20 protein-coding genes are annotated in these 23750 nt (G+C 64.5%); 16 read left to right on the forward strand and 4 right to left on the reverse strand.

The window, feature by feature from the left end:
• Window positions 1-100 precede the first annotated feature (100 nt).
• Together LX70_RS11075 and LX70_RS11080 are read left to right on the forward strand one after the other, a co-directional pair.
• The gene (locus tag LX70_RS11075) at window positions 101-2371 is read left to right on the forward strand and encodes an NADP-dependent malic enzyme (protein WP_105514828.1); all 2271 of its coding nucleotides are present in this window, start codon (window positions 101-103) and stop codon (window positions 2369-2371) included.
• A gap of 13 nt (window positions 2372-2384) precedes the next feature.
• A complete protein-coding gene (locus LX70_RS11080) occupies window positions 2385-3257 on the forward strand; it encodes a ribokinase (protein WP_105514829.1) in 873 nt (290 codons plus the stop codon).
• Here the strand turns inward: LX70_RS11080 and msrA are convergent.
• Entirely contained in the window at window positions 3247-3861 is a 615-nt protein-coding gene (msrA, locus tag LX70_RS11085) for a peptide-methionine (S)-S-oxide reductase MsrA (RefSeq protein ID WP_425430590.1), read from the reverse strand. The two genes, LX70_RS11080 and msrA, sit on opposite strands and share 11 nt — an antisense overlap.
• Window positions 3862-4014: 153 nt before the next feature.
• Between msrA and LX70_RS11090 the strand changes: the two genes are divergently transcribed.
• Both LX70_RS11090 and LX70_RS11095 read left to right on the forward strand, forming a co-directional pair.
• Window positions 4015-4914: a D-amino acid aminotransferase gene (locus tag LX70_RS11090; RefSeq protein WP_105514830.1), complete on the forward strand. Its 900-nt coding sequence runs from the start codon at window positions 4015-4017 to the stop codon at window positions 4912-4914.
• Window positions 4915-4982: 68 nt separating this feature from the next.
• The gene (locus LX70_RS11095) at window positions 4983-5705 is read left to right on the forward strand and encodes a sulfotransferase-like domain-containing protein (RefSeq protein WP_483860560.1); all 723 of its coding nucleotides are present in this window, start codon (window positions 4983-4985) and stop codon (window positions 5703-5705) included.
• Window positions 5706-5744: 39 nt separating this feature from the next.
• Here the strand turns inward: LX70_RS11095 and LX70_RS11100 are convergent, their stop codons facing one another.
• Window positions 5745-6620: an SDR family oxidoreductase gene (locus tag LX70_RS11100; RefSeq protein ID WP_105514832.1), complete on the reverse strand. Its 876-nt coding sequence runs from the start codon at window positions 6618-6620 to the stop codon at window positions 5745-5747.
• A 119-nt stretch (window positions 6621-6739) separates the two neighbouring features.
• Here LX70_RS11100 and gndA point away from each other — a divergent pair, with 119 nt between their 5' ends.
• The 12 genes from gndA to gph all read left to right on the forward strand — a co-directional run bounded on the left by gndA (window position 6740) and on the right by gph (window position 20816).
• The gene (gene gndA / locus LX70_RS11105; RefSeq protein ID WP_105514833.1) at window positions 6740-8140 is read left to right on the forward strand and encodes an NADP-dependent phosphogluconate dehydrogenase; all 1401 of its coding nucleotides are present in this window, start codon (window positions 6740-6742) and stop codon (window positions 8138-8140) included.
• 287 nt (window positions 8141-8427) lie between these two features.
• Window positions 8428-8730 carry a hypothetical protein gene (locus tag LX70_RS20455; RefSeq protein ID WP_146111589.1) on the forward strand — a complete coding sequence of 101 codons (303 nt, stop codon included), beginning with the start codon at window positions 8428-8430 and terminating at the stop codon, window positions 8728-8730.
• A 446-nt stretch (window positions 8731-9176) separates the two neighbouring features.
• Complete coding sequence (locus LX70_RS11110) at window positions 9177-9464, forward strand: hypothetical protein (RefSeq protein WP_105514834.1); 288 nt, start codon at window positions 9177-9179, stop codon at window positions 9462-9464.
• A gap of 96 nt (window positions 9465-9560) precedes the next feature.
• Window positions 9561-10517: a hypothetical protein gene (locus tag LX70_RS20865; protein ID WP_211301702.1), complete on the forward strand. Its 957-nt coding sequence runs from the start codon at window positions 9561-9563 to the stop codon at window positions 10515-10517.
• A gap of 73 nt (window positions 10518-10590) precedes the next feature.
• Window positions 10591-12081, forward strand: a complete 1491-nt coding sequence (locus LX70_RS11120; RefSeq protein ID WP_211301703.1) for a c-type cytochrome — start codon at window positions 10591-10593, stop codon at window positions 12079-12081.
• Window positions 12082-12091: 10 nt separating this feature from the next.
• Complete coding sequence (locus tag LX70_RS11125; RefSeq protein WP_105514835.1) at window positions 12092-14641, forward strand: molybdopterin-dependent oxidoreductase; 2550 nt, start codon at window positions 12092-12094, stop codon at window positions 14639-14641.
• Window positions 14642-14661: 20 nt separating this feature from the next.
• A complete protein-coding gene (locus tag LX70_RS11130) occupies window positions 14662-15336 on the forward strand; it encodes a 4Fe-4S dicluster domain-containing protein (protein WP_105514836.1) in 675 nt (224 codons plus the stop codon).
• Window positions 15326-16072: a TorD/DmsD family molecular chaperone gene (locus LX70_RS11135; protein ID WP_105514837.1), complete on the forward strand. Its 747-nt coding sequence runs from the start codon at window positions 15326-15328 to the stop codon at window positions 16070-16072. The genes LX70_RS11130 and LX70_RS11135 overlap by 11 nt, the downstream gene beginning before the upstream one ends.
• Before the next feature lie 5 nt (window positions 16073-16077).
• Window positions 16078-16851 (forward strand): 4Fe-4S dicluster domain-containing protein, encoded by a 774-nt coding sequence (locus LX70_RS11140; protein WP_105514838.1) that lies wholly within the window; start codon window positions 16078-16080, stop codon window positions 16849-16851.
• Complete coding sequence (locus tag LX70_RS11145) at window positions 16848-18725, forward strand: sensor histidine kinase (protein ID WP_105514839.1); 1878 nt, start codon at window positions 16848-16850, stop codon at window positions 18723-18725. The genes LX70_RS11140 and LX70_RS11145 overlap by 4 nt, the downstream gene beginning before the upstream one ends.
• 3 nt (window positions 18726-18728) lie before the next feature.
• Complete coding sequence (locus LX70_RS11150; protein ID WP_105514840.1) at window positions 18729-20105, forward strand: sigma-54-dependent transcriptional regulator; 1377 nt, start codon at window positions 18729-18731, stop codon at window positions 20103-20105.
• A gap of 60 nt (window positions 20106-20165) precedes the next feature.
• Window positions 20166-20816 carry a phosphoglycolate phosphatase gene (gene gph / locus LX70_RS11155; RefSeq protein WP_105514841.1) on the forward strand — a complete coding sequence of 217 codons (651 nt, stop codon included), beginning with the start codon at window positions 20166-20168 and terminating at the stop codon, window positions 20814-20816.
• A gap of 51 nt (window positions 20817-20867) precedes the next feature.
• Here gph and LX70_RS11160 read toward each other — a convergent pair whose 3' ends face one another.
• Together LX70_RS11160 and LX70_RS11165 are read right to left on the reverse strand one after the other, a co-directional pair.
• Complete coding sequence (locus tag LX70_RS11160) at window positions 20868-22241, reverse strand: aspartate aminotransferase family protein (protein ID WP_105514842.1); 1374 nt, start codon at window positions 22239-22241, stop codon at window positions 20868-20870.
• A 16-nt stretch (window positions 22242-22257) separates the two neighbouring features.
• Complete coding sequence (locus LX70_RS11165) at window positions 22258-23733, reverse strand: NAD-dependent succinate-semialdehyde dehydrogenase (protein ID WP_105514843.1); 1476 nt, start codon at window positions 23731-23733, stop codon at window positions 22258-22260.
• Window positions 23734-23750 lie beyond the last annotated feature (17 nt).

Below are 23750 nucleotides of genomic sequence, written 5' to 3' on the forward strand. Positions count from 1 at the left end.
CGGAAAAGCCGAAATGATGTTGGCGTTAACGACCCATTGCGGCGTTGTGACGCGCCGCGCCGGGCGCTATGACTGCGGGACTCAGGAGGAAAATCGGCCCATGGCAACCAAGAACCGCGTCACGCCGGAAGAGGCGCTGGCCTATCACCTCAACCCCACGCCGGGGAAATATGAGGTTGTCGCCTCAAAACCCATGGCGACGCAGCGCGACCTGAGCCTGGCCTATTCGCCGGGTGTCGCCGTGCCGGTGCAGGCCATCGCGGACGCGCCGGAAACGGCCTACGACTACACGACCAAGGGCAACATGGTGGCCGTCGTGTCGAACGGGACCGCGATCCTGGGCATGGGGAACCTTGGTGCGCTGGCCTCAAAGCCGGTGATGGAGGGCAAGGCGGTTCTTTTCAAGCGCTTCGCCGACGTCAACGCCATCGACATCGAGCTGGATACCGAGGACCCGGAGGAAATCATCCAGGCGGTCAAGCTCATGGGGCCAAGCTTTGGTGGCGTGAACCTTGAGGATATCAAGGCGCCAGAATGCTTCATCATCGAGCAGCGGCTGAAGGAGCTTATGGACATTCCGGTGTTCCATGACGATCAGCATGGTACGGCGGTGATCTGCGCGGCGGGGCTTTTGAACGCGCTTGAGATCTCGGGCAAGAAGATCGAGGACTGCCGCATCGTCCTGAACGGCGCCGGGGCGGCCGGGATCGCCTGTCTGGAACTTCTGAAGGCGATGGGCGCGAAGCATGACAACTGCATCATGTGCGACACCAAGGGTGTGATCTGGCAGGGCCGGACCGAGGGCATGAACCAGTGGAAATCGGCCCATGCCGCGCGGACCGAGGCGCGCACGCTGGATGACGCGATGAAGGGCGCCGACGTGTTCCTGGGTGTGTCGGCCAAGGGCGCGGTGACGGCCGATATGGTGGCCTCCATGGCGCCGAACCCGGTGATTTTCGCCATGGCCAACCCGGACCCGGAAATCACGCCGGAAGAGGCGCATGCCGTGCGCGAGGATGCGATCGTCGCCACCGGCCGGTCGGACTATCCCAATCAGGTCAACAACGTCCTTGGGTTCCCTTACCTTTTCCGCGGCGCGCTCGACATCCACGCCCGCGCGATCAATGACGAGATGAAGATCGCCTGTGCCGAGGCGCTGGCAAAGCTCGCGCGGGAGGATGTGCCGGATGAGGTCGCGATGGCCTATGGCCGCAAGCTGACCTTCGGGCGCGATTACATCATCCCGACACCCTTCGACCCGCGTCTGATCCACGTCATCCCGCCCGCCGTCGCCAAGGCCGGGATGAAGACCGGGGTCGCGCGACGGCCGATCATCGACATGGAGGCCTATGAGCTTCACCTGAAGTCGCGGATGGACCCGACCGCCTCGATCCTGCAAGGCATCCATGCCCGCGCCCGTGCCGCACAGGCGCGGATGATCTTTGCCGAAGGGGACGATGCCCGCGTGTTGCGCGCCGCCGTTGCCTATCAGCGCGCCGGTCTTGGCAAGGCGCTGGTCGTCGGGCGCGAGGCCGATGTGGCCGAAAAGCTGACGGCCGAAGGGCTGGCCGACGCGGTGAAGGAGCTTGAGATCATCAACGCCGCCAACACGGTCCACCTTCAGGAGTACAAGGATTTTCTTTACGCGCGCCTGCAACGGAAGGGGTTCGACCGTTACGATATTCACCGCCTTGCCGCGCGGGACCGGCATGTCTTTTCCGCGCTGATGCTGGCGCATGGGCATGGCGACGGCCTTGTCACCGGCGCGACGCGGAAATCGGCGCATGTGCTGGGCCTTATCAACCACGTCTTCGACGCGCGGGCCGAGGATGGGGCGGTCGGCATCACCGCTGTCCTGCATCGCGGCCGGATTGTTTTCATCGGCGATACGCTGGTTCACGAATGGCCGGATGAGGAAGACCTCGCCGACATCGCCGAACGCGGTGCGGCGGTTGCGCGCGGCATGGGGATTGAGCCGCGCGCGGCATTCCTGTCGTTTTCGACCTTCGGTTACCCGGTCTCGGAGCGCGCGACGAAGATGCATGTCGCGGCGAATGTCCTCGACAAGCGCGGCGTCGATTTCGAGTATGAGGGCGAAATGACCGTCGATGTCGCGCTGAACATGGAGCAGATGGCGGCCTATCCGTTCTGCCGCCTGACCGGCCCGGCGAATGTGCTGGTGGTCCCGGCGCGGCATTCGGCCTCGATCTCGGTCAAGCTGATGCAGGAAATGGCGGGTGCGACGGTGATCGGCCCGATCCTGACCGGTGTCGACAAGCCGATCCAGATCTGCTCGACCGGGTCGACGGTGAACGATATCGTCAACATGGCGGTGATTGCCGCCTGTCGTCTGGGGCAGGATCGCCCCTGAGGGAGGGCGCGGCATGACGATCTTCAACCTTGGTTCGATCAATATCGACCACTTCTATCGCCTGCCGCACCTGCCCCTGCCGGGGGAGACGCTGGCGGCCACCGATTACAGCACCGGGCTGGGCGGCAAGGGCGCGAACCAGTCTGCCGCCGCCGCGAAGGCAGGGGTGCGGGTGGTTCATATCGGCGCGATCGGGGCCGACGGCGGCTGGACGATCGGGCGGTTGAAGGGCTGGGGCGTCGATACCTCGGCCATCGCGACCATCGACACGCCGACCGGCCATGCGATCATCAATGTCGATGCCGGGGGCGAGAATTCCATCGTGATCTTTCCCGGCGCCAACCGGGCCATGCCGTTCGACATCGTCGAACGCGCGCTGGCCGGGGCGCGGCCGGGCGATACGCTTCTGATCCAGAATGAAACCGCGCATCAGGCGCAAGCCGCCGATCTGGCCCGCGCGAAGGGTCTGCATGTCATGTATTCCGCCGCGCCTTTCGATGTGGACGCGGTGCGCGCGGTGCTGAAAAACGTCTCTATCCTTGCCCTGAACGCGGTCGAGGCGCAGCAATTGACCGCCGCGATGGGCGTCACGCTTGACGATCTCGACGTGCCTGAGCTTTTGGTGACGCGCGGTGCCGACGGGGCCGAATGGCGCGGCGACGGCAAGGTCTTTACCGCCGCGTTGCACAAGGTGACGGCGGTCGATACCACCGGTGCAGGCGATACCTTCGCGGGCTATTTCGCCGCCGGGCGCGACGCCGGGATGACCCCGGCCGAGGCGCTTGACCTTGCCGCTGCCGCCGCCAGCCTCAAGGTCACGCGGGCGGGTACGGCCGATGCGATTCCGACGCGGGATGAGGTGGCGGCCTTTCGCGTTAATGGATGAACGGGGCCGCGCTGCCCCAAAGCTGTTTCACCCGCTGATCCCGGCCGCAGGCCTTGCGGTAGAAGGCATAGGCACCCGCCTGCGTCTTCAGCCCCCGACGGGTCAGGACGATGTGCTTTCCACGATAGTAGTTCTGGTGTTCCTCACCGGCCTTATAGAAGGGTCCGGCGGGCAGGATCATGGTCGCCACCTTTCGGCCAAGGGCTGCTTGTGCCTTGGCTTTCGCGGCCTCGGCGGCGGCCTTTTCCGCGGCCGTCTTCACGAAGATCGCGGTCCGGTAGCTGGACCCGCGATCGCAGAACTGCCCGCCCGCGTCGGTTGGATCGACGGAGCGGAAGAAAAGCTCAAGGATCTGCTCATAGCTGATGCGGGCGGGGTCGTAGAAGATTTGCGCGGCCTCGTAATGCCCTGTCTTTCCGCCTTTCACCTCCTTGTAGGTCGGGTTTCTGGTCTTTCCGCCGGTAAAGCCGGAAATGACGCCTTTGACCCCCGGCACGCTTTCGAAATCCGCCTCGACACACCAGAAACACCCCCCGGCGACCGTGGCGATGCTGGTCTTCGCAACGGCGGGCGAGGCCATCAGCAAAGCCAGGCTCAGGATCATACGCAGCATGGGACACCTCCTGTTCGCGGCCAAACCCTCACCCGGTTTGCAGGTTTCAAACAACTCATCTTCGCGTGAGATCATCTTGCCGTGATCGCCCCCCTTGGCCTTCGCGGCGCCGCGCATTAGCGTCACGGCGAACGGAGGGCGCCCATGACCGAACATGTCACCACCCATCAGGCCGAAGAGGATGCGCGCAATGACGCGATCCTGATCTACGTCAACGGCCGCATCGTCCCGAAGGCCGAGGCGACGGTCAGCGTCTATGATTCCGGCTTCATGCTGGGCGATGGCGTGTGGGAGGGGCTCAGGCTTTACGACGGGCGCTGGTCCTTCATCGACGAACATATGGACCGGCTGTTCGAGGCGGCGAAGGCCATCGACCTTGACATCGGCATGATGCGGGATCAGGTGATTTCCGCCATAACAGAGACGCAAAAGGCCAATGGCATGGTGACCGACGCCCATGCCCGGCTGATGGTGACGCGCGGGGTCAAGACGCGGCCGTTCCAGCATCCGTCGCTGTCGCGGCAGGGGCCGAGCGTGGTCATCATCATGGAACATTCGCGGCCAAAGATCCCGCGGCCGATCCGCCTTGCCACCGTGCCGCATATCCGTGGCCTGCCGATGACGCAGGACCCGAAGTTGAATTCGCATTCGAAGCTGAACTGCATCCTTGCCTGCATCGCCGCCGAAAAGGCCGGTGCGGATGAGGGGCTGATGCTGGACGTCCATGGTTTTGTGAACACCACCAACGCCTGCAACTTCTTCATCGTGCGCAAGGGGGAGGTTTGGACCTCGACCGGCGATTACTGCATGAACGGGATCACGCGGCAGAAGGTGATCGACCTGTGCCGCGCGAACGGTATCCCGGTGTATGAGCGGAACTTTTCCCTCGTCGATACCTATGGCGCGGATGAGGCGTTCCTGACCGGCACCTTCGGCGCCCAGACCCCGGTGGGGGAGATCGACGGAAGGGTGATCGGAACCGGGCGGATGGGGCCGATGACGGAACGGCTGCGCGGGCTTTACAAGGCGCTTGTCACATCCTGAACGGCGCGCGCGCCCTGTAGCTACGAAAACCCTACGCCAAACCGACGCAAACCTGACGGAGAACCGACGTGAAAATCGCGATGTGGAGCGGGCCGCGGAACCTTTCGACCGCGCTGATGTACAGCTTCGCCGCGCGCGGCGATTGCGCCGTCTGGGATGAGCCGTTCTATGCCGCCTACCTGAAGGCGACGGGTATCGACCATCCCATGGGTAAGGCGATCATCGCCGGAAACGAAAGCGACGCGACCAGGGTCGCCGCCGCCTGTTCGGGCGGAATTCCGCAAGGAAAGAGCCTGTTTTACCAGAAACACATGACCGTCCACATGATCCCGGAATTCCCCCGTGGCTTCATGCGGTCGTGTAAGAATGTGTTCCTGATCCGCCACCCCGCCCGCGTCGTGGCCTCTTACGCCAAAAAGCGCGAGGGGCCGACCCTGGCGGATATCGGCTTTGTCCAGCAGGCGGAATTGTTCGATCAGGTCGCGGATTGGAAGGGGCAGGCCCCGGTTGTGATCGACAGCCACGACATCAGGGATAACCCGACGAAAATGCTGGAGAAACTTTGCGTTGCGCTGGGCATTCCGTTCACCGAACGCATGCTTTCCTGGCCGGCCGGTCCGAAGGAGTATGACGGTGTTTGGGCGCCGCACTGGTACGGCGCGGTTCATCGGTCGACGGGGTTCGACGGTGCCGAGGGGCCGCTGCCGGAGCTGCCCGCCGGTTATCAGGCGCTCGTCGATCAGGCTTTGCCCTATTACGAACGCCTCAAGGCCTTTGCGATCAGTGCGTGAAGTGCCGCGCCGTTAACGGACCCGTAAGGCAGCCTGCCATCATCCGTCCCGTTTCGCGTTCTCTTCGTCCATCAGCGCCCGCAGGCCGGTGCGATAGTCGGGATAGCGCAGGGTCACGCCCAGATCGCGCTTGATCCTGTCATTCCGCACCCGCTTTGACTCGGCGTAAAAGCTGCGGGCCATTGGCGTCATCTCGGCCTCTTCGAACCGCACCTCGGGCGGTTCCGGCAGGCCCAGCAGGCGGGCGGCTTCGGACAGCACATCCTCGGGCGGCGAGGGGTCGTCATCGGCGACGTTATAGATCGCGCCGGGATCGGGGCGCGCGACCGAAGCGGCGAGGACAGAGGCGATGTCATCGACGTGGATGCGGCTGAAGTATTGGTTTTCCTTGATGATTCTTCGCGCGGTGCCGTTCCTGACTTTCTCGAACGGGCCGCGCCCCGGCCCGTAGATACCGGCAAGCCGGAAGATATGAAGCGGCAGCCCGCTGGCCCCGGCAATCGCCTGCCATTGCCGTTCCGCCATCAGCCGGACCTTGCCGCGGCGGGTCGTCGGTTCAAGCGGCGTCATCTCGTCAATCCAGCCGCCGTCATGGTCGCCATAGACGCCGGTGGTGGAAAGGTACCCCACCCAGCGCAGATGCGGCGCGGCCTTGGCGACAGTATCGCCATAGGCCGCGACGACAGGGTCGCCGTCCGTGTCGGGCGCGATGGACAGCAAGAGATGGGTGGCGTCGTCCAGCGCAGGCCGCAAATCCCCGCCCGGCCAAAGCTGTGCGTCTATGCCTTGGTCCTTCAGGCGGACGATCTTGTCGGGATCGCGGGTCGTGCCGGTCACCTGCCAGCCCCGCCCAAGCCGTCGCACGAAGGCCTGGGCGCTGTAGCCGCAACCGAATATCAAGAGCTTGCCGGTCATGGGCCGACTATCCGGCTTCACCCTCGCGAGAGCAAGCCCCGGCCATGGTTGGCGCGGCGGTCCGATGGTGGCAGGTTGGCGGCATGATTCCACATTGGCGATGAACGGGAGGGTGCGGAGTGACCCAGGCGCAGATCGGGCTTGTCGGGTTGGGGACGATGGGGGCGGCCCTAGCGCTCAACATCGCCGAAAAGGGCTTTCCCATCGCGGTCTGGAACCGCACCGGATCGGTCACCGAAAGCGTTCATTCCGGGGCGGGGGCGCTTTCCCCGCGCATCGTTCCGACGCAGACCCTGGCCGACCTGGTTGCCGCCATCGCCCGGCCCCGCGCCATCATCCTGATGGTTCCCGCCGGGCAGCCGGTGGACGATCAGATCGCCGCGCTGACCCCGTTGATGGAGGAAGGCGACCTTATCATCGACGCCGGGAACGCCAATTTCCACGACACGAACCGTCGCACCGCCGACGCCGGGCCGGTCCATTTCCTTGGCATGGGCGTGTCGGGTGGCGAGGATGGCGCGCGTCACGGGCCGTCGATCATGGGTGGCGGGGACCGGGCCGACTGGGACCGTGTCGCGCCGATCCTGACCGCGATCGCCGCGAAGGCAGAGGACGGGACGCCTTGCGCGAAATGGATGGGTGAGGCGGGCGCCGGGCATTTCGTCAAGACCGTCCACAACGGCATCGAATATGCCGATATGCAAATGATCGCAGAGGTTTACGGGATCATGCGCGACGGGCTTGGGCTGTCGGCAGGCGAGGTGTCCGGGGTTTTCGCGGGCTGGAACACGGGGGTTCTGCACTCTTATCTGGTGGAGATCACCGCGACGGTTGCGGCGGCGACGGACCCCGCGACGGGTGCGCCGATGCCGGATGTCATCCTTGACGCGGCGGGGCAGAAGGGAACCGGGCGCTGGACCGCGATCGAGGCGCAGCATCTGGCCGCGCCGGTCCCGGTGATCGAGGCGGCGGTGATGGCGCGCAACGTCTCTGCCCGCGTGGCGGAGCGGGCGGCGGGGCAGGCCCGGTTCGGGGCAGCGCCCGGTCCGGTGACGATCACCGTCGACGCGCTGGAACAGGCGATGATCGCGGGCAAGATCCTGTGTTACGCGCAGGGTTTTGGCATGATCGAGGCGGCGGGGCGGGAGTTCGGCTGGACGCTCGACCTGCCCGAAATCGCGCGCGTCTGGCGGGCGGGCTGCATCATCCGGTCTTCGATGCTGAACGACATGGCCGCGGCGCTGGCCGAGGATGCGGGCCGGAACCTGATGCTCGCCCCGACATTTGCGCGGCTGCTTGAGGGGAACGGTCCCGCGCTGCGCGAGGTTGTGGGGCAGGGCGCGCTGGGCGGTCACGCGGTTCCGGCGCTGGCCGCCGGTCTTTTCTGGTTCGACATGATGCGGACGGGGCGTGGGACGGCCAACATGATCCAGGCGCAGCGCGATTATTTCGGCGCCCACGGGTTCGACCGGCTGGATGGGCGCGACAGCCATCATGGACCATGGTGGCCGCAGGGCTGATCGTCGCTTGCGACGATCCGTCACATGACAGGTGGCGCGGCGGCCTTTGTCAAATTGGCATCCGGTCGAGGGCTGTTTGGCCGGGATTTCAGAGGCTGCGCTTTATGAACCCTGCAAAATTGTCATGGCCTTGCGGCGCGCGCCACTCCTAACACCCTGTATCAAAAAGAAAATCGGTGTCGCGCCCCAAGTCGCTTTAGTAAAAGCGGCGCCGGGTCGGCACGAGGGCTGCCGATCCGCCAAGTCACGCCCGGCCGCGTCGCGGGCAATCAAGAGAGAGCAGAGTCATGTCTTCCCGTAGTTCGCTTGTTATCGGAGCTGTCGCCGTGCTGATTGCGGGGGCGGTCGGCTACTATGTCCTTAAGGGCAGCGATACCGCGACCGCTCCGGTGGCAGATCAAAGCCAGACAACGGCGCCGGCCCAATCAACCGCCGCGAAACCGGCGGCGACGGAACCGGCCGCATCGGCCAGCTCGGGTGCCGCGCCGGTCGAGAGCGCACCGACCGAGGCCGCGCCCTGCACGCAATATACCTGGAACGGCGAAGGCTGGGCCTGCACCGGTGCAGCCGCAGTGAGCGGCGCCAACTGATCCCACCCCCCCCCCAAAGCGGTGGTACCGGAAGGCCCTGGGCATGCGAATGCCCGGGGCCTTCTTCTTTCGCGGCGGCGGTGGCGGGCGATTCGCGGGTTCGGGTGCTTTCGCGGCTCCCGTTTACCGGGAATCCGCGGGCCGGGCCGCCGTTTCAGGACCGGCGGCAATTTCGCGTCGTTATGACGCATGACAATGTGTCAGCGCCAAAATGACAGCATGTCCGGGGCCGGTCGGGTTTTTCCTTTACCTTTTCGCAACCCTGTCCCCTGCGTGACGAAATGGCAGGGATCAGGTTGGGTGACAGATTTCTAACCCACTCAAAACAAACAAAAAATGTTTGATTGGCCGCAACAAGCGCCCATAGGTTCCCCATCACCGCACAGACCCCCGAGCCACGTTGGAAGGGGCGTCTGGCAGCGGTATTGCCAAAAGGGGAGCTCAGGATGCGTGCTGTTTCCAAGAAACTTACGATTGCGGTCCTGGTCCTGCTTCCCACGGTGCTTCAGGCGCAGGAGCTTTTCATCGCGGGCGTGCATCCCGGCGAAAGACCGGCGAATGCGCCTGTTGTCACCGACTATCCCAAGGATGCCGCCTGGTTTGAACGGGCGCTGCACGGCATCACTGAGCCGCACCCCGACAGTCTTCGTTTCCTCGAATCCCAGGGGGCGTGGTTCACGCCGTTCGACCGGCCCGGAATGACGGGTCCCTACGACATCCGCGATTGGCATTGAGCAAACTGCCCCGGCCGCCCTTCGTGGCCGGGGTGGGAGTGTGCGGTCAGCGCGCAATTTCTGCGAGCGGCCGGAACAACAGTTGGAGAAAGCCAGATGAAAATGAAATCTCACACGCTCGCAGCGGTTCTGTGCTCCGCAGCCCTGTTCGCCGCGCCGACCGTCGCAAGCGCTGACAGCATGTCGGGCATGGATGGCATGTCCGGTATGGGCGGTATGTCGGGTATGTCCGGCATGGGTGGCATGTCCGGTATGGGCGGCATGTCGGGTATGTCCGGCATGGGTGGCATGTCCGGTATGAGCGGCATGTCCGGCAATGGCGGCATGAGCTGGGTCTGCACCCAGTGGACCAGCACGGGTATGGGCGGCATGTCGGGTATGTCCGGTATGGGTGGCATGTCCGGTATGGGCGGTATGTCCGGCATGGGCGGCATGTCCGGCATGGGCGGCATGTCCGGCATGGGCGGCATGTCCGGCATGGGCGGTATGGCTGGCATGGACGGCATGTCGGGCATGGGTGGCATGTCCGGTATGGGCGGCATGTCGGGCATGGGCGGCATGGCTGGCATGGACGGCATGTCGGGCATGGGCGGTATGGCTGGCATGGACGGCATGTCGGGCATGGGCGGTATGGCTGGCATGGACGGCATGTCGGGCATGGGTGGCATGGCTGGCATGGACGGCATGTCCGGTATGGGTGGCATGTCGGGCATGGGTGGCATGTCCGGTATGGGCGGCATGTCCGGTATGGGCGGCATGTCCGGTATGGGTGGCATGTCCGGTATGGGCGGCATGTCCGGTATGGGTGGCATGTCCGGTATGGCCGGCAATGCTTCCGGCTGGGTCTGCACCCAGTGGACCGTCTCCGGTCCGGCGATGTCGGGCATGAGCGGCATGTCCGGTATGGGCGGCATGTCCGGTATGGGCGGCATGTCGGGCATGGGTGGCATGTCCGGTATGGGCGGCATGTCCGGCATGGGCGGCATGTCGGGCATGGGTGGCATGTCCGGTATGGACGGCATGTCGGGCATGGACGGTATGTCCGGCAACTAACTCAAGGCCGTGACAATCTGCAGGGCGGGCTCTCCGCCCTGCAGGCACATGAAATACCGCTCGGGTTGGAACCATGAAAAAGCTTGAAGGCCTGCTGGGCATCGTGGCGGGCATATTCTTTTCGCTCACCGCTCTCATTGCCCTGATGGTGATCGCAACACTGATCTACAAAGGGCCTGCGCGCCACGCTACGGCGGTGGCCCAATCGGCCGCACCGGCGGATGCCGCACCCGCTACCCAACCCGAAACCGCTGCCGCGCCCGCGCCGACCGCCGAGGTCAAGACCGCCGGGGTGAGTGTCGCGGCGGGCGAAAAGGTTTTCAAGAAATGCAAGGCTTGCCACACGGTCGATGAGGGCGGCAAGAACACCACCGGACCCAACCTCTGGGATATCCTCGACCGCGGCATCGCCGCGCATGAGGGGTTCGCCTATTCCGACGGGATGTCGGCGAAGGCCGGGGACAGCTGGGACGTGGCGCTTCTCGACCAGTATCTGACCAAGCCGAAAGATGTGGTTCCGGGGACCAAGATGGCCTTCGCGGGCCTGCCCAAGGAAGAGGACCGGCAGAACGTCATCGTCTATCTCGCCAGCCTGTCTGCCAACCCGAAAAGCGCCGAGGCGCTTGGCTTTGCAGCCGCGAGCGGAACCGAGGTCGCCGCCGCTGAAAGCCCGGCCGCCGACGGCCCGGTTGAGATTGAGCCTGTCCCCTACCCGGACGGCGTGACCTATACCAACCCGCCCGCGCCGACGGATGCCGAAATCGCGGCCTCGGCCGCGGCGGTGGAGGAGATCCAGAAGGAACTCGCCACGATGGATTACGAGCGTGCGCAGTATGATCCGATCCATTTCGCACCCGCGATCAACACTGCCACGAACGAGGAATGCCTGACCTGCCACCAGGAGATCATGGACCACAAGCCGCGCGAGACGTCGCAGGCGGGGGTTGCCGCCACGGACACGATCGCGTGGTACCAGACGCTGGATACCTACACCCAGGATCAGGCGAGCTTTCACTGGCGGCATATGGAAAGCGATTTCGCCAAGGAGGTGATGAACCTTCAGTGCGTCTTCTGCCACAAGGGCAACGACCCGCGTGAGGAAAGCCCCGACATGCTGCCGACCCGCGCCGCGTTCAGCGCCCCCGCGCAGCCGGAGTTCACCTTGCGCAAGATGGTCAACCCCTCGACCACCTGCCTGCTCTGCCATGGCGCGATGCCCGACCCCGAGAACATCATGGGTCTTGCGGGCGACTGGCCCGAGGCGCGCGTCGATCTTGAGACACCTGAGGCCCCGAATGGCTGCCTGAGCTGCCACGCGGAGTTGTTCCGTACCGAGCGTCACAACGTGTCCTACCTGAAGGCCGCGAATATCGAGGAGCTGGCCCGCGCCGGGTCGTCGGACAGCTGCTACGGCTGTCATGGCGGGCGGCAGTGGTACCGCATCTCCTACCCCTATCCGCGCCATGCCTGGCCCGGAATGGATGACAGCGAGGTCCCGGACTGGGCGGTCAACCGCCCGACGGAATCGGACCCTGAATACGCCCTGCCCGCCGCCGCGCAATAGGAGAGAGATCATGGACGGAAGCATCACCAACGGGTCCCCGCAAAGCACGTCCCGCCGCGCGTTCCTGAAGGCATCGGCGGCGACGGCGGCGACCGGGCTTGTCCTCGGCGCCGGGGCGAAAGAGGCCAAGGCCTTTGCCTATGAGCCCTATCCCCGCGACGACGATCTTGAGACGGTCGTGACAAGCTGCGCCCACAACTGCGGGTCGCGTCACATGCTGGTCGCGCACAAGAAGGGCGACGTCATCGTCCGCCTGTCGACCGACAACGGCACCTATCAGGGCGACGCCTACGGCACCGATACCGAGGAAAAGCCGCAGCTGCGTGCCTGTCTGCGCGGCCGGTCCTACCGCTCGCGGCTCTATTCGCCTGAGCGGCTGCTGTACCCGATGAAGCGCGTCGGTGCGCGCGGCGAGGGCAAGTTCAAGCGCGTAACCTGGGACGAGGCGCTGTCCGACATCGCCCAGCGGATGGTCTATCTGCGCGACACCTACGGGCCGACGGCGCTTCTCGACCAATCTTATGCCGGGGCGTCCTATGGCGTCCTGCATAAGTCCGACCAGATCGAGGGCCTTCTTGGGCGCTTCATGGGTATGTTCGGGTGTCGTACCTCGAGCTGGTCGGTGCCGTCCTATCAGGGGACCACATTCTCAAGCCGGACGACCTTCGGTACGATCCAGGACGGGAATGAGGATGACGCCTTCGCGCATTCGAAGCTGATCATCATGTGGGGCTGGAACCCGGCCTATACGTTCCACGGCGGCAACACGTTCTATTACATGCGGATGGCCAAGCAGCGCGGCTGCAAGTTCGTCCTTGTCGATCCGCAATATACCGACTCCGCCTCGGCCTATGACGCGTGGTGGATTCCGATCCGGCCCAATACCGATGCCGCGATGATGGCCGGGATGGCCTATCACATCTGGGACAACGACTGGCACGATCAGGCGTTCATCGACCGCTTTGTCCAGGGCATGGACAAGGGGACGATGCCCGGCTGGGCGCAGGGCCAGGAAAGCTTCAAGGACTATATCTTTGGTGAGCGTGACGGGGTCGCGAAGACGCCGGAATGGGCGGCCGAGATTTGTGGCGTCAAGGCCGAGGACATCAAGAAACTGGCCGAGATGTATGCCACGACCAAGCCCGCGGCGCTGAAGGCGAGCTGGTCTCCGGGGCGGAACGCCTATGGCGAGCAGTATAACCGCATGGCCGCCGCGCTTCAGTCGATGACGGGCAATATCGGTATCCTTGGCGGTTGTGCCGAGGGTGTTGGCAAGGCCTGGCACGCCGAGGCGGTGGCCTATCCCTATGACCAGTTCGCGAATGTCTGGTACGCCTCGATCAAGTCCGACCGCTGGGCGCATTGCGTCCTGAACTACCCCAACCTCAAGCGCGAGGAAATCGGGCTTTGGCCGCGGATGGACCAGCTTGACGGGGTGGCGCCGAATATCCGCGGGATCTTCTGGCAGGGGTCGGACTGGCTGAACCAGTTGACCAACATCAACAAGGAAATCGCCGCGATCCGCAAGCTGGACAGCTATGGCGAGGGCGAGAGCCTTCTGGTCTGCATGGACAGCACGATCACCCCGACGGGGATCTGGGCCGACTATCTTCTGCCCATCGCCACCCATTTCGAACGGCATGATGTGGCGCTGCCCTGGTACAAGGGGCATTACTACATCCACCGTCCGGTGGTCATTCAGCCGCTGGGCGAATCCAAGACCGACTTCCAGGTCTTTACCGAGCTTGCCTATCGCCTTGGTTTCGGTCCCGGCTATAACCCCCGCGCGACGCGCGACTACTTCAACGACCCGACCCAGGTCGATGAGGCCTATCTGGTCGCCTGGTGGGACAATGTGCGCCATCATCAGGGGGTCGAGTGGGACTGGGAGACGTTCAAGAAGCGCGGAGTCTACAAATTCGTCCTGCCCGAGCCGCATGTCGCCTTCCGGCCGCAGATCGAGCAGGGGATGCCGTTCGAGACGCCGTCGGGCAAGATCGAGATCTTCTCCACCACGCTTGCGCAGACGCCGGACTGGACCCGGACGCAATATGGCTACGAAATCCCGGCGATCCCGAAATGGATCGAGCCGTGGGAAAGCCTGAACCACCCCAAGGCCAAGGAATTCCCCTTCCACATGATCAGCCCGCATCCGCGTTGGCGGACGCACTCGATCTTCAACAACATCCCGTGGCTGCGTGAGACCTTCGCGCAGGAAACGATGATGAACGCCTCGGATGCCGAGAAGATGGGTATCCGCACCGGCGACACGATCGAATGTTGGAACGAACGCGGGCGGGTCATCACGCCGGTCTATGTCAGCGAACGCTGCATGCCGGGGGTGGTGGTCCTGCACGAAGGTGCCTGGATGGACCTTGATGAGGATGGCGTCGACCGGTCCGGCAACCCGGACTTCCTGACCCTCGACAACCCATCTCCTGCGGGGGCCTTCGCCTATAACACGGTGCTTTGCAACGTGAAGAAAAGCGATCTTAACCACCGGCCCGGCTGGGACAAGCTGTCGACCGCGCGGAGCCATGTGTTCCGTCGCGACCTTTGATCCGAGCGAGGAGAGAGAAGATGGCAAACCAAGTCGACAAGGCCCGGATCAAGGAAAACGTCGCGCGCATGAAGCGCGAGACCTACACCCCGGTGGTGCCGGACATGCAGATGGGGTTCGTCCACAACAACGTGGACTGCATCGGCTGCCGCGCCTGCGAAATCGCCTGCAAGGACAAGAACGGGCTGGCGGCCGGCCCGCGCTTTCGCCGGGTGCAATATATTGAGGGCGGGACCTATCCCGAGGTCTTCGCCTTCAAGATCAACATGTCCTGCAACCATTGCGCCGAACCGGCCTGCCTTCCGGCCTGCCCGACCGGCGCGATCTTCAAGCGCAAGGATAACGGGGTCGTCGATATCGATTCGACCCTCTGCATCGGGTGCCGCAAGTGCGAGGCGGCCTGCCCCTTTGGCGCGCCGCAGTTCAACGTGGAACTGAACATCGTCCAGAAGTGCAACATGTGCGTGGATGAGCTTGAGGTTGGCCGTGATCCCTATTGCGTCGCGGCCTGCATGATGCGGGTTCTCGATGTCGGGCCGATCGACCAGATCGCCGATGGCAGCTATGACACCAAGGCTGTCGGCCCGAATGAGACGGTGGTCCGGCAGGTCCGTTCGATGGCGGACCCTGAGCTGACCAACCCGTCGATCCGCTTCGTGCCGCATTCGAAGGGGATTGTTCAAGATGGCCAGTGACGCCCGCACCCTTGGCTCTGATGCGGCGTCACGGCTGGCGGACCTGGCCGATGTCGTCTCGGTCCTGGCGCGATTTCACGACCGTGAGGTCGATGCCAGGACGATCGACTGGCTCAGGCAGTTCGACGTCGCCGGTTTCTTCGCCGAGGTTCTGACCTCGGCGCCGGGACGGGCGGCGGCGAAGGCGTTCACGGCAGCGGTGGTGGCGCTGCCGGAACGTCCCTCCGCCGAGGTGATTGACGACCTCGCCGCGGAATACGCCTCGATCTATCTTAACCATGCCTATCGCGCCTCGCCCAGCGGATCGGTCTGGCTGACCGAGGACCGGCTGGAACGGCAGATGCCGATGTTCGACGTGCGCGAGTGGTATGATCATTACGACATCTCCGTCCCCGACTGGCGCCGCCGGGCGGACGACCATATCGTGCCAGAGCTTGAATTCGTGGCCCATCTCTGCCGTTTCGGCGCGATGAGCGGGGCCGAGGATGCGGCGGGGTTCCTTGACGGGCATGTCCTGAACTGGATGCCCGAGTTTCTGGAAAAGGCCGCGCGTCCGGCGCAATGTGCGCTTTACCGCGCGATCCTGCAAATGACCGACGCGGTTCTGGACGAGTTGAGGGATGAGCTTGAGGCGATCACCGGGCGCGCGCGGCAGGTGGCTTTCCCGACCTCGGACGACGCGCAGCAGGCCGAGACGGCGGCGCCCTACTTTCCCGGCGTCGCGGAAAGCTGGTAGGGCGCATGGCGGGGGCGTTGTCCTGGGCGTCGATCCGCCAGGGTACGGCTTACCTGCGGTGCCGACAGGGGCCACGCGCCTTCTGTGTCGGCCAGATTGACCTTGAAAGGCTGGCGCAGATCTATCTGGCGGGCGTTCTGCACGTCATTACCGCGCCCTGCAACTGCGGCAATCACGCCGAGGGCGCGGATCGGGTCATCGGGCAGTTCAACGACCTGATCCGGGTCCGCGGCCTGCCCGAAATCAACCATCGTGAGGTCGCGGTGGAGATCGTCCGCAACGGCGCGGGCGAAAGCATCGATGGCGCCCGTCGCGGGTTCCTGCGTCGGGTCAGCGATGTGGTGGTCGAGGATGAAGAGGCCGCAGAAGACCCGCCCGCCCTTGCCGCGATCCTTGCTTTCGGGGCCGAGGATCCGAACGTCCCTTACCCCTGGGTGCCGGTCTTCGACGCCGATCTTTGTACCGGATGCAATGGATGCATCAACGTCTGCCCGGAAGACAGTTTGATCTTGATCACGGCAGAGGATGGCACGGTGTGCTATGGGGCGCGTCCTGAAACGTGCAACGGGTGCGAACTTTGTATGTCGGTTTGCGAGTATGGGGCGATTGAGCTGCGTGGGATGACCGCGCGCAGCCCCGATATTCCGCTTGTTTCCGGTGTCTGCCGGGCCTGCGGTGTCGACTATCACGAACCTGCCGGACGCGAGTCCGCAAGCGGGTTCTGTCCGGTCTGTCGCAGGACCGGGCATCATCGCAAGCTTTTCCAGGTCATTCAGTGATCCGGCTGTCCCGGAGCGCCACCGCGCGTTTCGGCGCGCTGTCGCTTCAGCGCAAGTTCGCGCTGGTGGCGGGGGCGCTGATGTTTGCCACCTCGCTCTGCTTCCTGATCCTTGTCCTTGGGCTGCACCTGAACAGCGTTTCGGCATCGAACGAACGGGCGGTGCGTTCGGTCAACCGGCTTTTGCAGGCAGCGTTGGAAAACGCGATGCTGAAGCGCGATATTCCGGGGCTGCGAGAGATCATCACCGATCTTGGCGCGCAGGACGGTATTCGCGGGGTGATGATCGTCAACCCCGAGGGAGAGGTGCGCTTTTCCTCATATGAACAGGACCTCTACAGCACCTTCGACGACCCGGCGCTGACCGAGGCGCTGGCAAGTCAGAGCCAGCAGACGGAGTTCCGTGCGGTCGGGGGGGTCGATGTCCTTCGAAGCATCAACCCGGTCCTGAACAAGCAGCAGTGCAACGTCTGCCATGGCCTGTCCGCCGATCATCCGGTGAACGGCCTTCTGGTGATCGACTACGAAACCGCCGGGACGCGGCGTTATGCCCTGATCGGGGCCGCGCTCCTGATGGCGCTTGGCCTTGTCGTCGTGCTGGCGGTTGAGGGTGGGCTCTGGGTCGCGCTGCGGAAGATCGTCCTGGACCGGGTCGCGCGGCTTGACAGTGCCTTCGCGCAGGTGGGCGCGGGCAATCTTGACGCGCGGACCGATGTCGTCGGCGGGGATGAGATCGGGCGGCTGGCGGGGAACTTCAACCTGATGTCGGACCGGCTGGCGATGTCGGTCGATAGGCTGCGGGCCTCGGAGGCGTTCTTGCAGGACCTGATCGACGCGGTTCCCGACGGCATTCGCGTCATCGGCCCCGATTTCCGCATCATCGTGGCCAACGCCGCCTATCTGCGCCAGGTCGGCGCCGATCGCGCTTCGGTCGTGGGGCAGCCCTGCCATCTGTCCAGCCATGGACGCGACGCGCCCTGCATCCCGACGATGCGGACCTGTCCGGTGGCCGCGCTTCTCCATGACCGCACGGAAAGCTTCTGCAAGTTCAACGACCGCCATCTGCGCGACGGCGCTGGCCTGTCGGTCGAGGTTTCGGCAGTGACGGCGAATATGGTGATCGACGGGCAGAGCGTGCCCTGCGTGATCGAATCCATCCGCGATCTTGAGGCGGAGGTGCAAATCTCCCATTCCGAGCGTCTGTCTGAGATCGGCCTTCTGGCCGCCGGGATCGCGCATGAGGTCTATAATCCCCTGTCGTCGATCCGCCTTGCGCTGCGCGCGGTGGCCAACCAGCCGAACCTGACCGAGGCGACGCGCAATTACCTGTCCATCGCGGATACGGAGATTTCGAGCTGCCAGGGCTTCACCGACGGCTTGCTCAGGCTTGCTTCGCGCCCGTCGCCGCATCTGGAACTGGTGGCGCTTCGGGCCGCGATCGTCGAGACGGCAGCGCTTCTGAACTATCAGGCGGAACAATCCGACGCGAAGATCGACATCGACATCGAGGGGGAGCCGCGCGTTCTGGCCCATGACAGCGAGATCAGGATGCTGGTCTTCAACCTGGTCCTGAACGCGGTTCACGCCATGCCCGATGGCGGCCCCGTCCGCGTGTCCTGCCGCGCCGACGGGGCGGGACGCATCCGGCTTCAGGTGGCCGATACCGGCGTCGGCATCCCCGAGGATCTGCGCGACAAGGTGATGCTGCCTTTCTGGACGCGCCGCGCGGATGGCAGCCGGGGGCGGGGCCTTGGCCTGACGATCTGCAACGCCATCGTCGGGGCGCTGGGCGGACAGATCGGGTTCGAAAGCGAGGTTGGGCGCGGTACGGTCTTTACCGTCGATCTCGCCGATGCCGACAAGAAGGAGGAGTGACGCATGGCCGAGCCGAACATCATCGTGATCGAGGACGACCGCAACCTGAACGCGCTTCTAAGCGGTCAGCTTGCCGAAGAGGGGTTCCGCGTCACCTCGGCCCATAGTTGCCGGGAGGGGCGGGCGCTTCTGGAAGGGTCAGAGCCGAACCTGATGATCATCGACATTCGTCTGCCCGACGGCGACGGGTTCGAGTTCATTCGGCAATATGGCGAGATCTTCCCGATCATCGTCCTGACCGCCTATGGCACCGTCGATCAGGCGGTTGAGGCGGTTCAGGCGGGGGCGAGCGACTATCTGCTCAAGCCGATTTCCTTCGACGCGCTCAAGGTCGCCATCGGCCGCGCGCTGGCGACGGTCGAGCTGAAGCGTGACGTGCAGTACTGGCAGAAGCGGGCGCAGAAGGACCTGAACGTCACCATCGTCGGCAACAGCCCGAAGGTGGCGCATATGCGCCATCTGATCGAGCTTTATGCCGTCACCGATTCCAGCCTTCTGATCGTTGGCGAAAGCGGCGTCGGGAAAGAGCTTGTGGCCCATGCGATCCATAAGAAAAGCGACCGCAAGAACGGCCGGTTCGTCGCGGTGGATTGCGATCCGGCTCAGGAAAGCAATGTCGCGCAAGAGCTTTTCGGCGAGGAACAGACCATGCGCGGCGGCGCCCGGCGCGAGGGGATGCTGGCCATCGCGCAGAACGGGACGATCTATGTCAACAACGTTGCCGAGATGTCGTTGGCGCTGCAAAGCAAGCTTTTGCGGGTGATGGAGACGGGGACGTTCCGGCGTGTGGGCGGGACGCAGGACCTTGTCACCAATGTCCGCATCCTTGCCGCGACCAGCAGCAACCTTCAGGCCCGGATTGCCGATGATCGTTTCCGCAGCGAGTTGTTCTATCGCCTGAACGCTTTCTGCATCGAGGTGCCGCCGCTGCGCGACCGGTTGACGGATGTCCCGCTGCTGGCAGAGCATTTCCTGAAATACCGCAACTTCCAGCGCGGGATAGACAAGCGTCTGGCGGCCGACACCATCGCCGCGCTGACCGATTACGCCTGGCCCGGCAACGTGCGTGAGCTGCGCAACGCCATCGAACGCGGTGTCATCATGTCGGGGCAGGAGGAAGAGATCACCGCCGCCCATGTCGGCATCAGCGCGACGCGAAGCGCGGCCGGGGATCATGGCGGCGTGGTTCTGGGCTTTGACTATGAACCGACGATGGAGGAGGTGCGGGACCACTACATCCGCATGTTGTTGCGCCGCTATGACGGCAATCGCCGGAAGGTGGCCGGAATCCTCGGTATCAGCGAACGCAACACCTATCGTCTTGTCGGCAAGCTTGAGGTGGATGGCGAAACGGGCGGCTTGGGTGGCGCGGCGGAATAGGGTAGGCCGGGGGCGGGTGCCTTTGCCGCCCCTCTGACCCACCGCGCAGGAGTGCCGCCCATGGCTGCCATTGTCTTCGATCTTGACGGAACGCTGATCGACAGCGCGCCCGATATTCACCGTTCCCTTTCGGTCGCGCTTGAGGCGGAGGGGCGGCCTGTCCTGACGCTTGACGTGGTGCGCTCCTTCATCGGCAACGGGGTCGCGGTGTTGGTGCGGCGCGCGATGGGGGTCAGCGATCTGGCGGGGGATGAGGTTCACGCGCGGATGCTGGCGCGGTTCATGGCCGCCTATGATGCCGCGCCCGCCGATCTGACGCGGCCCTATCCGGGCGTGGCAGAGGCGCTGGCGGGGTTGAAGGCGGCGGGGCATAAGCTGGCCGTCTGCACCAACAAGCCCGAGGCGATCAGCCGGGCGATCCTCGCCTCGCTGAATCTGGCGCCGTTCTTCGACGACATCGTCGGGGGCGACCGGTTGCCTGAGCGCAAACCCGATCCGCGGCCGCTTCACACCGCCTTCGCGGCGCTGGGCGCGCCCACCGGGCTTTATGTCGGTGACAGTGAGGTCGATGCCGAAACCGCCAGGGCGGCCGGGGCGCCGTTTATCCTCTTCACCCGTGGCTATCGCTCCAAAAGCGTTGCGGAGCTTGCCCCCGTCGCCAGCTTTGATGATTTTGCCGGGCTTGCCACCATCGTGGCCGCCCGGACATGAAAAATCGCCGGGGCATGACCCCGGCGATGTCTGTCTTTCAACGCGAGTGGGTCAGCCCAGAACTGTCTTCACCGCCCGCGCGGTCGCGGCGACCACGGTATCCGCTTCGGCCTTCGTCAGGCAGAAGGGCGGGGCAAAGCCAAGGATGTCGCCCTGCGGCATGGCCCGTGCGATGACCTTGTCCTGCGCCAGAAGCGTGGCCGAAATCTGCGGGCCGACCTTGCGGGCGGGGTCGAAGAAGGTGCGGCCCGCCTTGTTGTCCACGAATTCCACCGCGCAGAGCATCCCCTCGCCGCGGATGTCGCCGACATGGGGGTGGTCGCCCAGCGCCTCGGTCATGGTTTTCTTCAGATAGGCCCCGACCTCACCCGCGTTCTGCACCAGGTTCAGGTCGTCGATAAGCTTCAGGTTCGCGACCCCCGCCGCCGCGCCGATCGGGTGGGCGGAATAGGTCCAGCCGTGGCCGATCGGGCCGTTTTCATCGGTCCCCTGCTCCAGCACCTTCCAGACCTTGTCCGAGACGATGGAGCCGGAAAGCGGCGCATAGGCCGAGGTCAGGCCCTTGGCGATGGTGATGATGTCGGCCTCGATCCCGAAGTGATCGGAGCCGAACATGGTGCCGAGGCGACCAAAGCCGGTGACGACCTCATCCGCGATGAGAAGGATGTCATGCTTCTTCAGCACCGCCTGAATGGCCTTCCAGTACCCGGCGGGCGGCGGGACGATGCCGCCGGTGCCAAGGACCGGCTCACCGATGAAGGCGGCGATGGTGTCGGCGCCCTCGCGCTCGATCAGCGCCTCAAGCTCGGCGACGCAATGCGCGACGAACTCGGCCTCCGACTGCGCCAGATCGGTGCGGCGGTAGTAATAGGGCGCCTCGGTATGGACCACCTGCGCCAGCGGCAGGTCGAATTTCTTGTGGAACAGCTCAAGCCCCGTCAGCGAGCCGGTCATCAGGCCCGAGCCGTGATAACCGCGCCAGCGCGAGATGATTTTCTTCTTCTCGGGGCGGCCAAGGATGTTGTTGTAATACCAGACCAGCTTGACGTTGGTTTCGTTCGCATCCGACCCGCCAAGGCCGAAATAGACCTTCGACATGTTCGAAGGCGCCCGGTCGAGGATCATCTTGGCCAGCGTGATGGAGGCTTCCGTCCCATGCCCGACATAGGCGTGGTAATAGGCCAGTTCCTTCGCCTGGGCCGCGATGGCCTCGGCGATCTCCTGCCGCCCGTAGCCGACGTTCACGCAGTAAAGCCCGGCGAAGGCGTCGAGAAGCTTGTTGCCGTCGCGGTCCTCGATATGGACGCCCGAGGCAGTCTTGATCACCCGGTTCGGGCTTTCACCGCGCGCATGCTGGGCAAGATGCGTCGAGGGGTGGAAAAAGTTCTCACGGTCCCAGGTGTCGAGTTGATCGTTCTTCAGCATGTCTTCTTCCTTCTTCTCATGCCCAGTCGCGGCAGACGTACTTGATTTCGGTGAATTCCTCCATGCCCAGCCGTGATCCTTCGCGGCCAAGGCCGGACTGTTTCATGCCGCCGAAGGGGATCGGCGCGCCGGTGACTTTGGTGCGGTTGACCGCGACCATGCCGAATTGCAGCGCGCGGGACAGGCGGTAGATGCGGCGCGGGTCCTGGGTGTGGATATAGGCGACAAGGCCGTATTCGGTGGCGTTGGCCTTTGCGATGACCTCTTCTTCGGCATCGAAGGGCAGGATCGCGGCGACGGGACCGAAAGTCTCTTCGCGCAGGATCTTCGCGTCGTCCGGCACGTCGGTCAGAACCGTCGCCTCATAGAAGAGCGGGCCAAGAGCGTGGCGCTTGCCGCCGCAGGCGAGCTTCGCGCCCTTGGCCAGCGCGTCGGCCACATGCTCCTCCTGCTTGGCGACGGCCTTTTCGTTCATCAGGGGGCCAAGGTCGCGGTCCTCCATCCCCGGCCCGATGGTGAGGGCCTTTGTCGCCTCGGTGAAGCGCGCGCAAAAGTCGGCATAGATCGGGCGTTCGACATAGATCCGGTTGGCGCCAAGGCAGTCCTGGCCAGAGGTCGCCCATTTCGCCTTCATCGTCTCGGCCACGGCATTGTCCATGTCGGCGCCCTTGAAGACGATCACCGGGGCGTGGCCGCCAAGCTCCATCACCAGCCGTTTCATCGTGTCGGCGGACTGACGATACAGCAGCTTTCCGATCCCGGTCGATCCGGTGAAGGAGAGCGCCCGCACCCGCGTGTCCCTTGTCCATGGCTCGACGATCACCGGCGCCTCGCCCGTGACGACGTTGAAGACACCCGCCGGAACGCCCGCGCGTTCGGCCAGTTCTGCCAGCGCAAGCGCCGAGAACGGGGTTTCGGCCGAGGGGTGGCAGAGGACGGTGCAACCGGCGGCGAGCGCGGCGGCCGCCTTGCGCGTCAGCATCGCCGAAGGGAAGTTCCACGGCGTGATAAGCGCTGCAACGCCGACGGGTTCGCGCCAAAGCTCCACCTCCGCGTCCGGCAGGTGGCTGGTGACGCCTTCGATATTCGGGCGCTTGGCCTCTTCGGCGTAGAATTCGACAAAGGCCGCGCCATAGTCGATCTCACCGCGCGCTTCCGAGAGCGGCTTGCCCTGTTCAAGGACCATGATCCGGGCGAGGTCTTCCTTATGCGCCAGCATCAGGTCGAACCAGCGGCGCAGGATCGCGGATCGCGCCTGCGGCAGCATCGCAGACCAACCGGCGAAGGCGGCCTGCGCGACATCGACGGCAGCGGCGGAGTCTTCGGCCGAGAGGCTCGCCACCTCACCCAGAAGCTCTCCGGTGGCGGGATCGGTCACGCCGATCGTCGCGCCTGAGGTGGCCGACTGCCACTTGCCGCCGATATAGGAAAAGCTGCGGACAAGGGTCTTGTCGGTGATCTCGCTGCGCGCGGAAATCGCTGTGTCGAGCATGGCGTCCTCATCGGGAA

The sequence above is a fragment of the Albidovulum denitrificans genome (assembly GCF_002973535.1).
Classification (GTDB): Bacteria; Pseudomonadota; Alphaproteobacteria; order Rhodobacterales; family Rhodobacteraceae; genus Albidovulum; species Albidovulum denitrificans.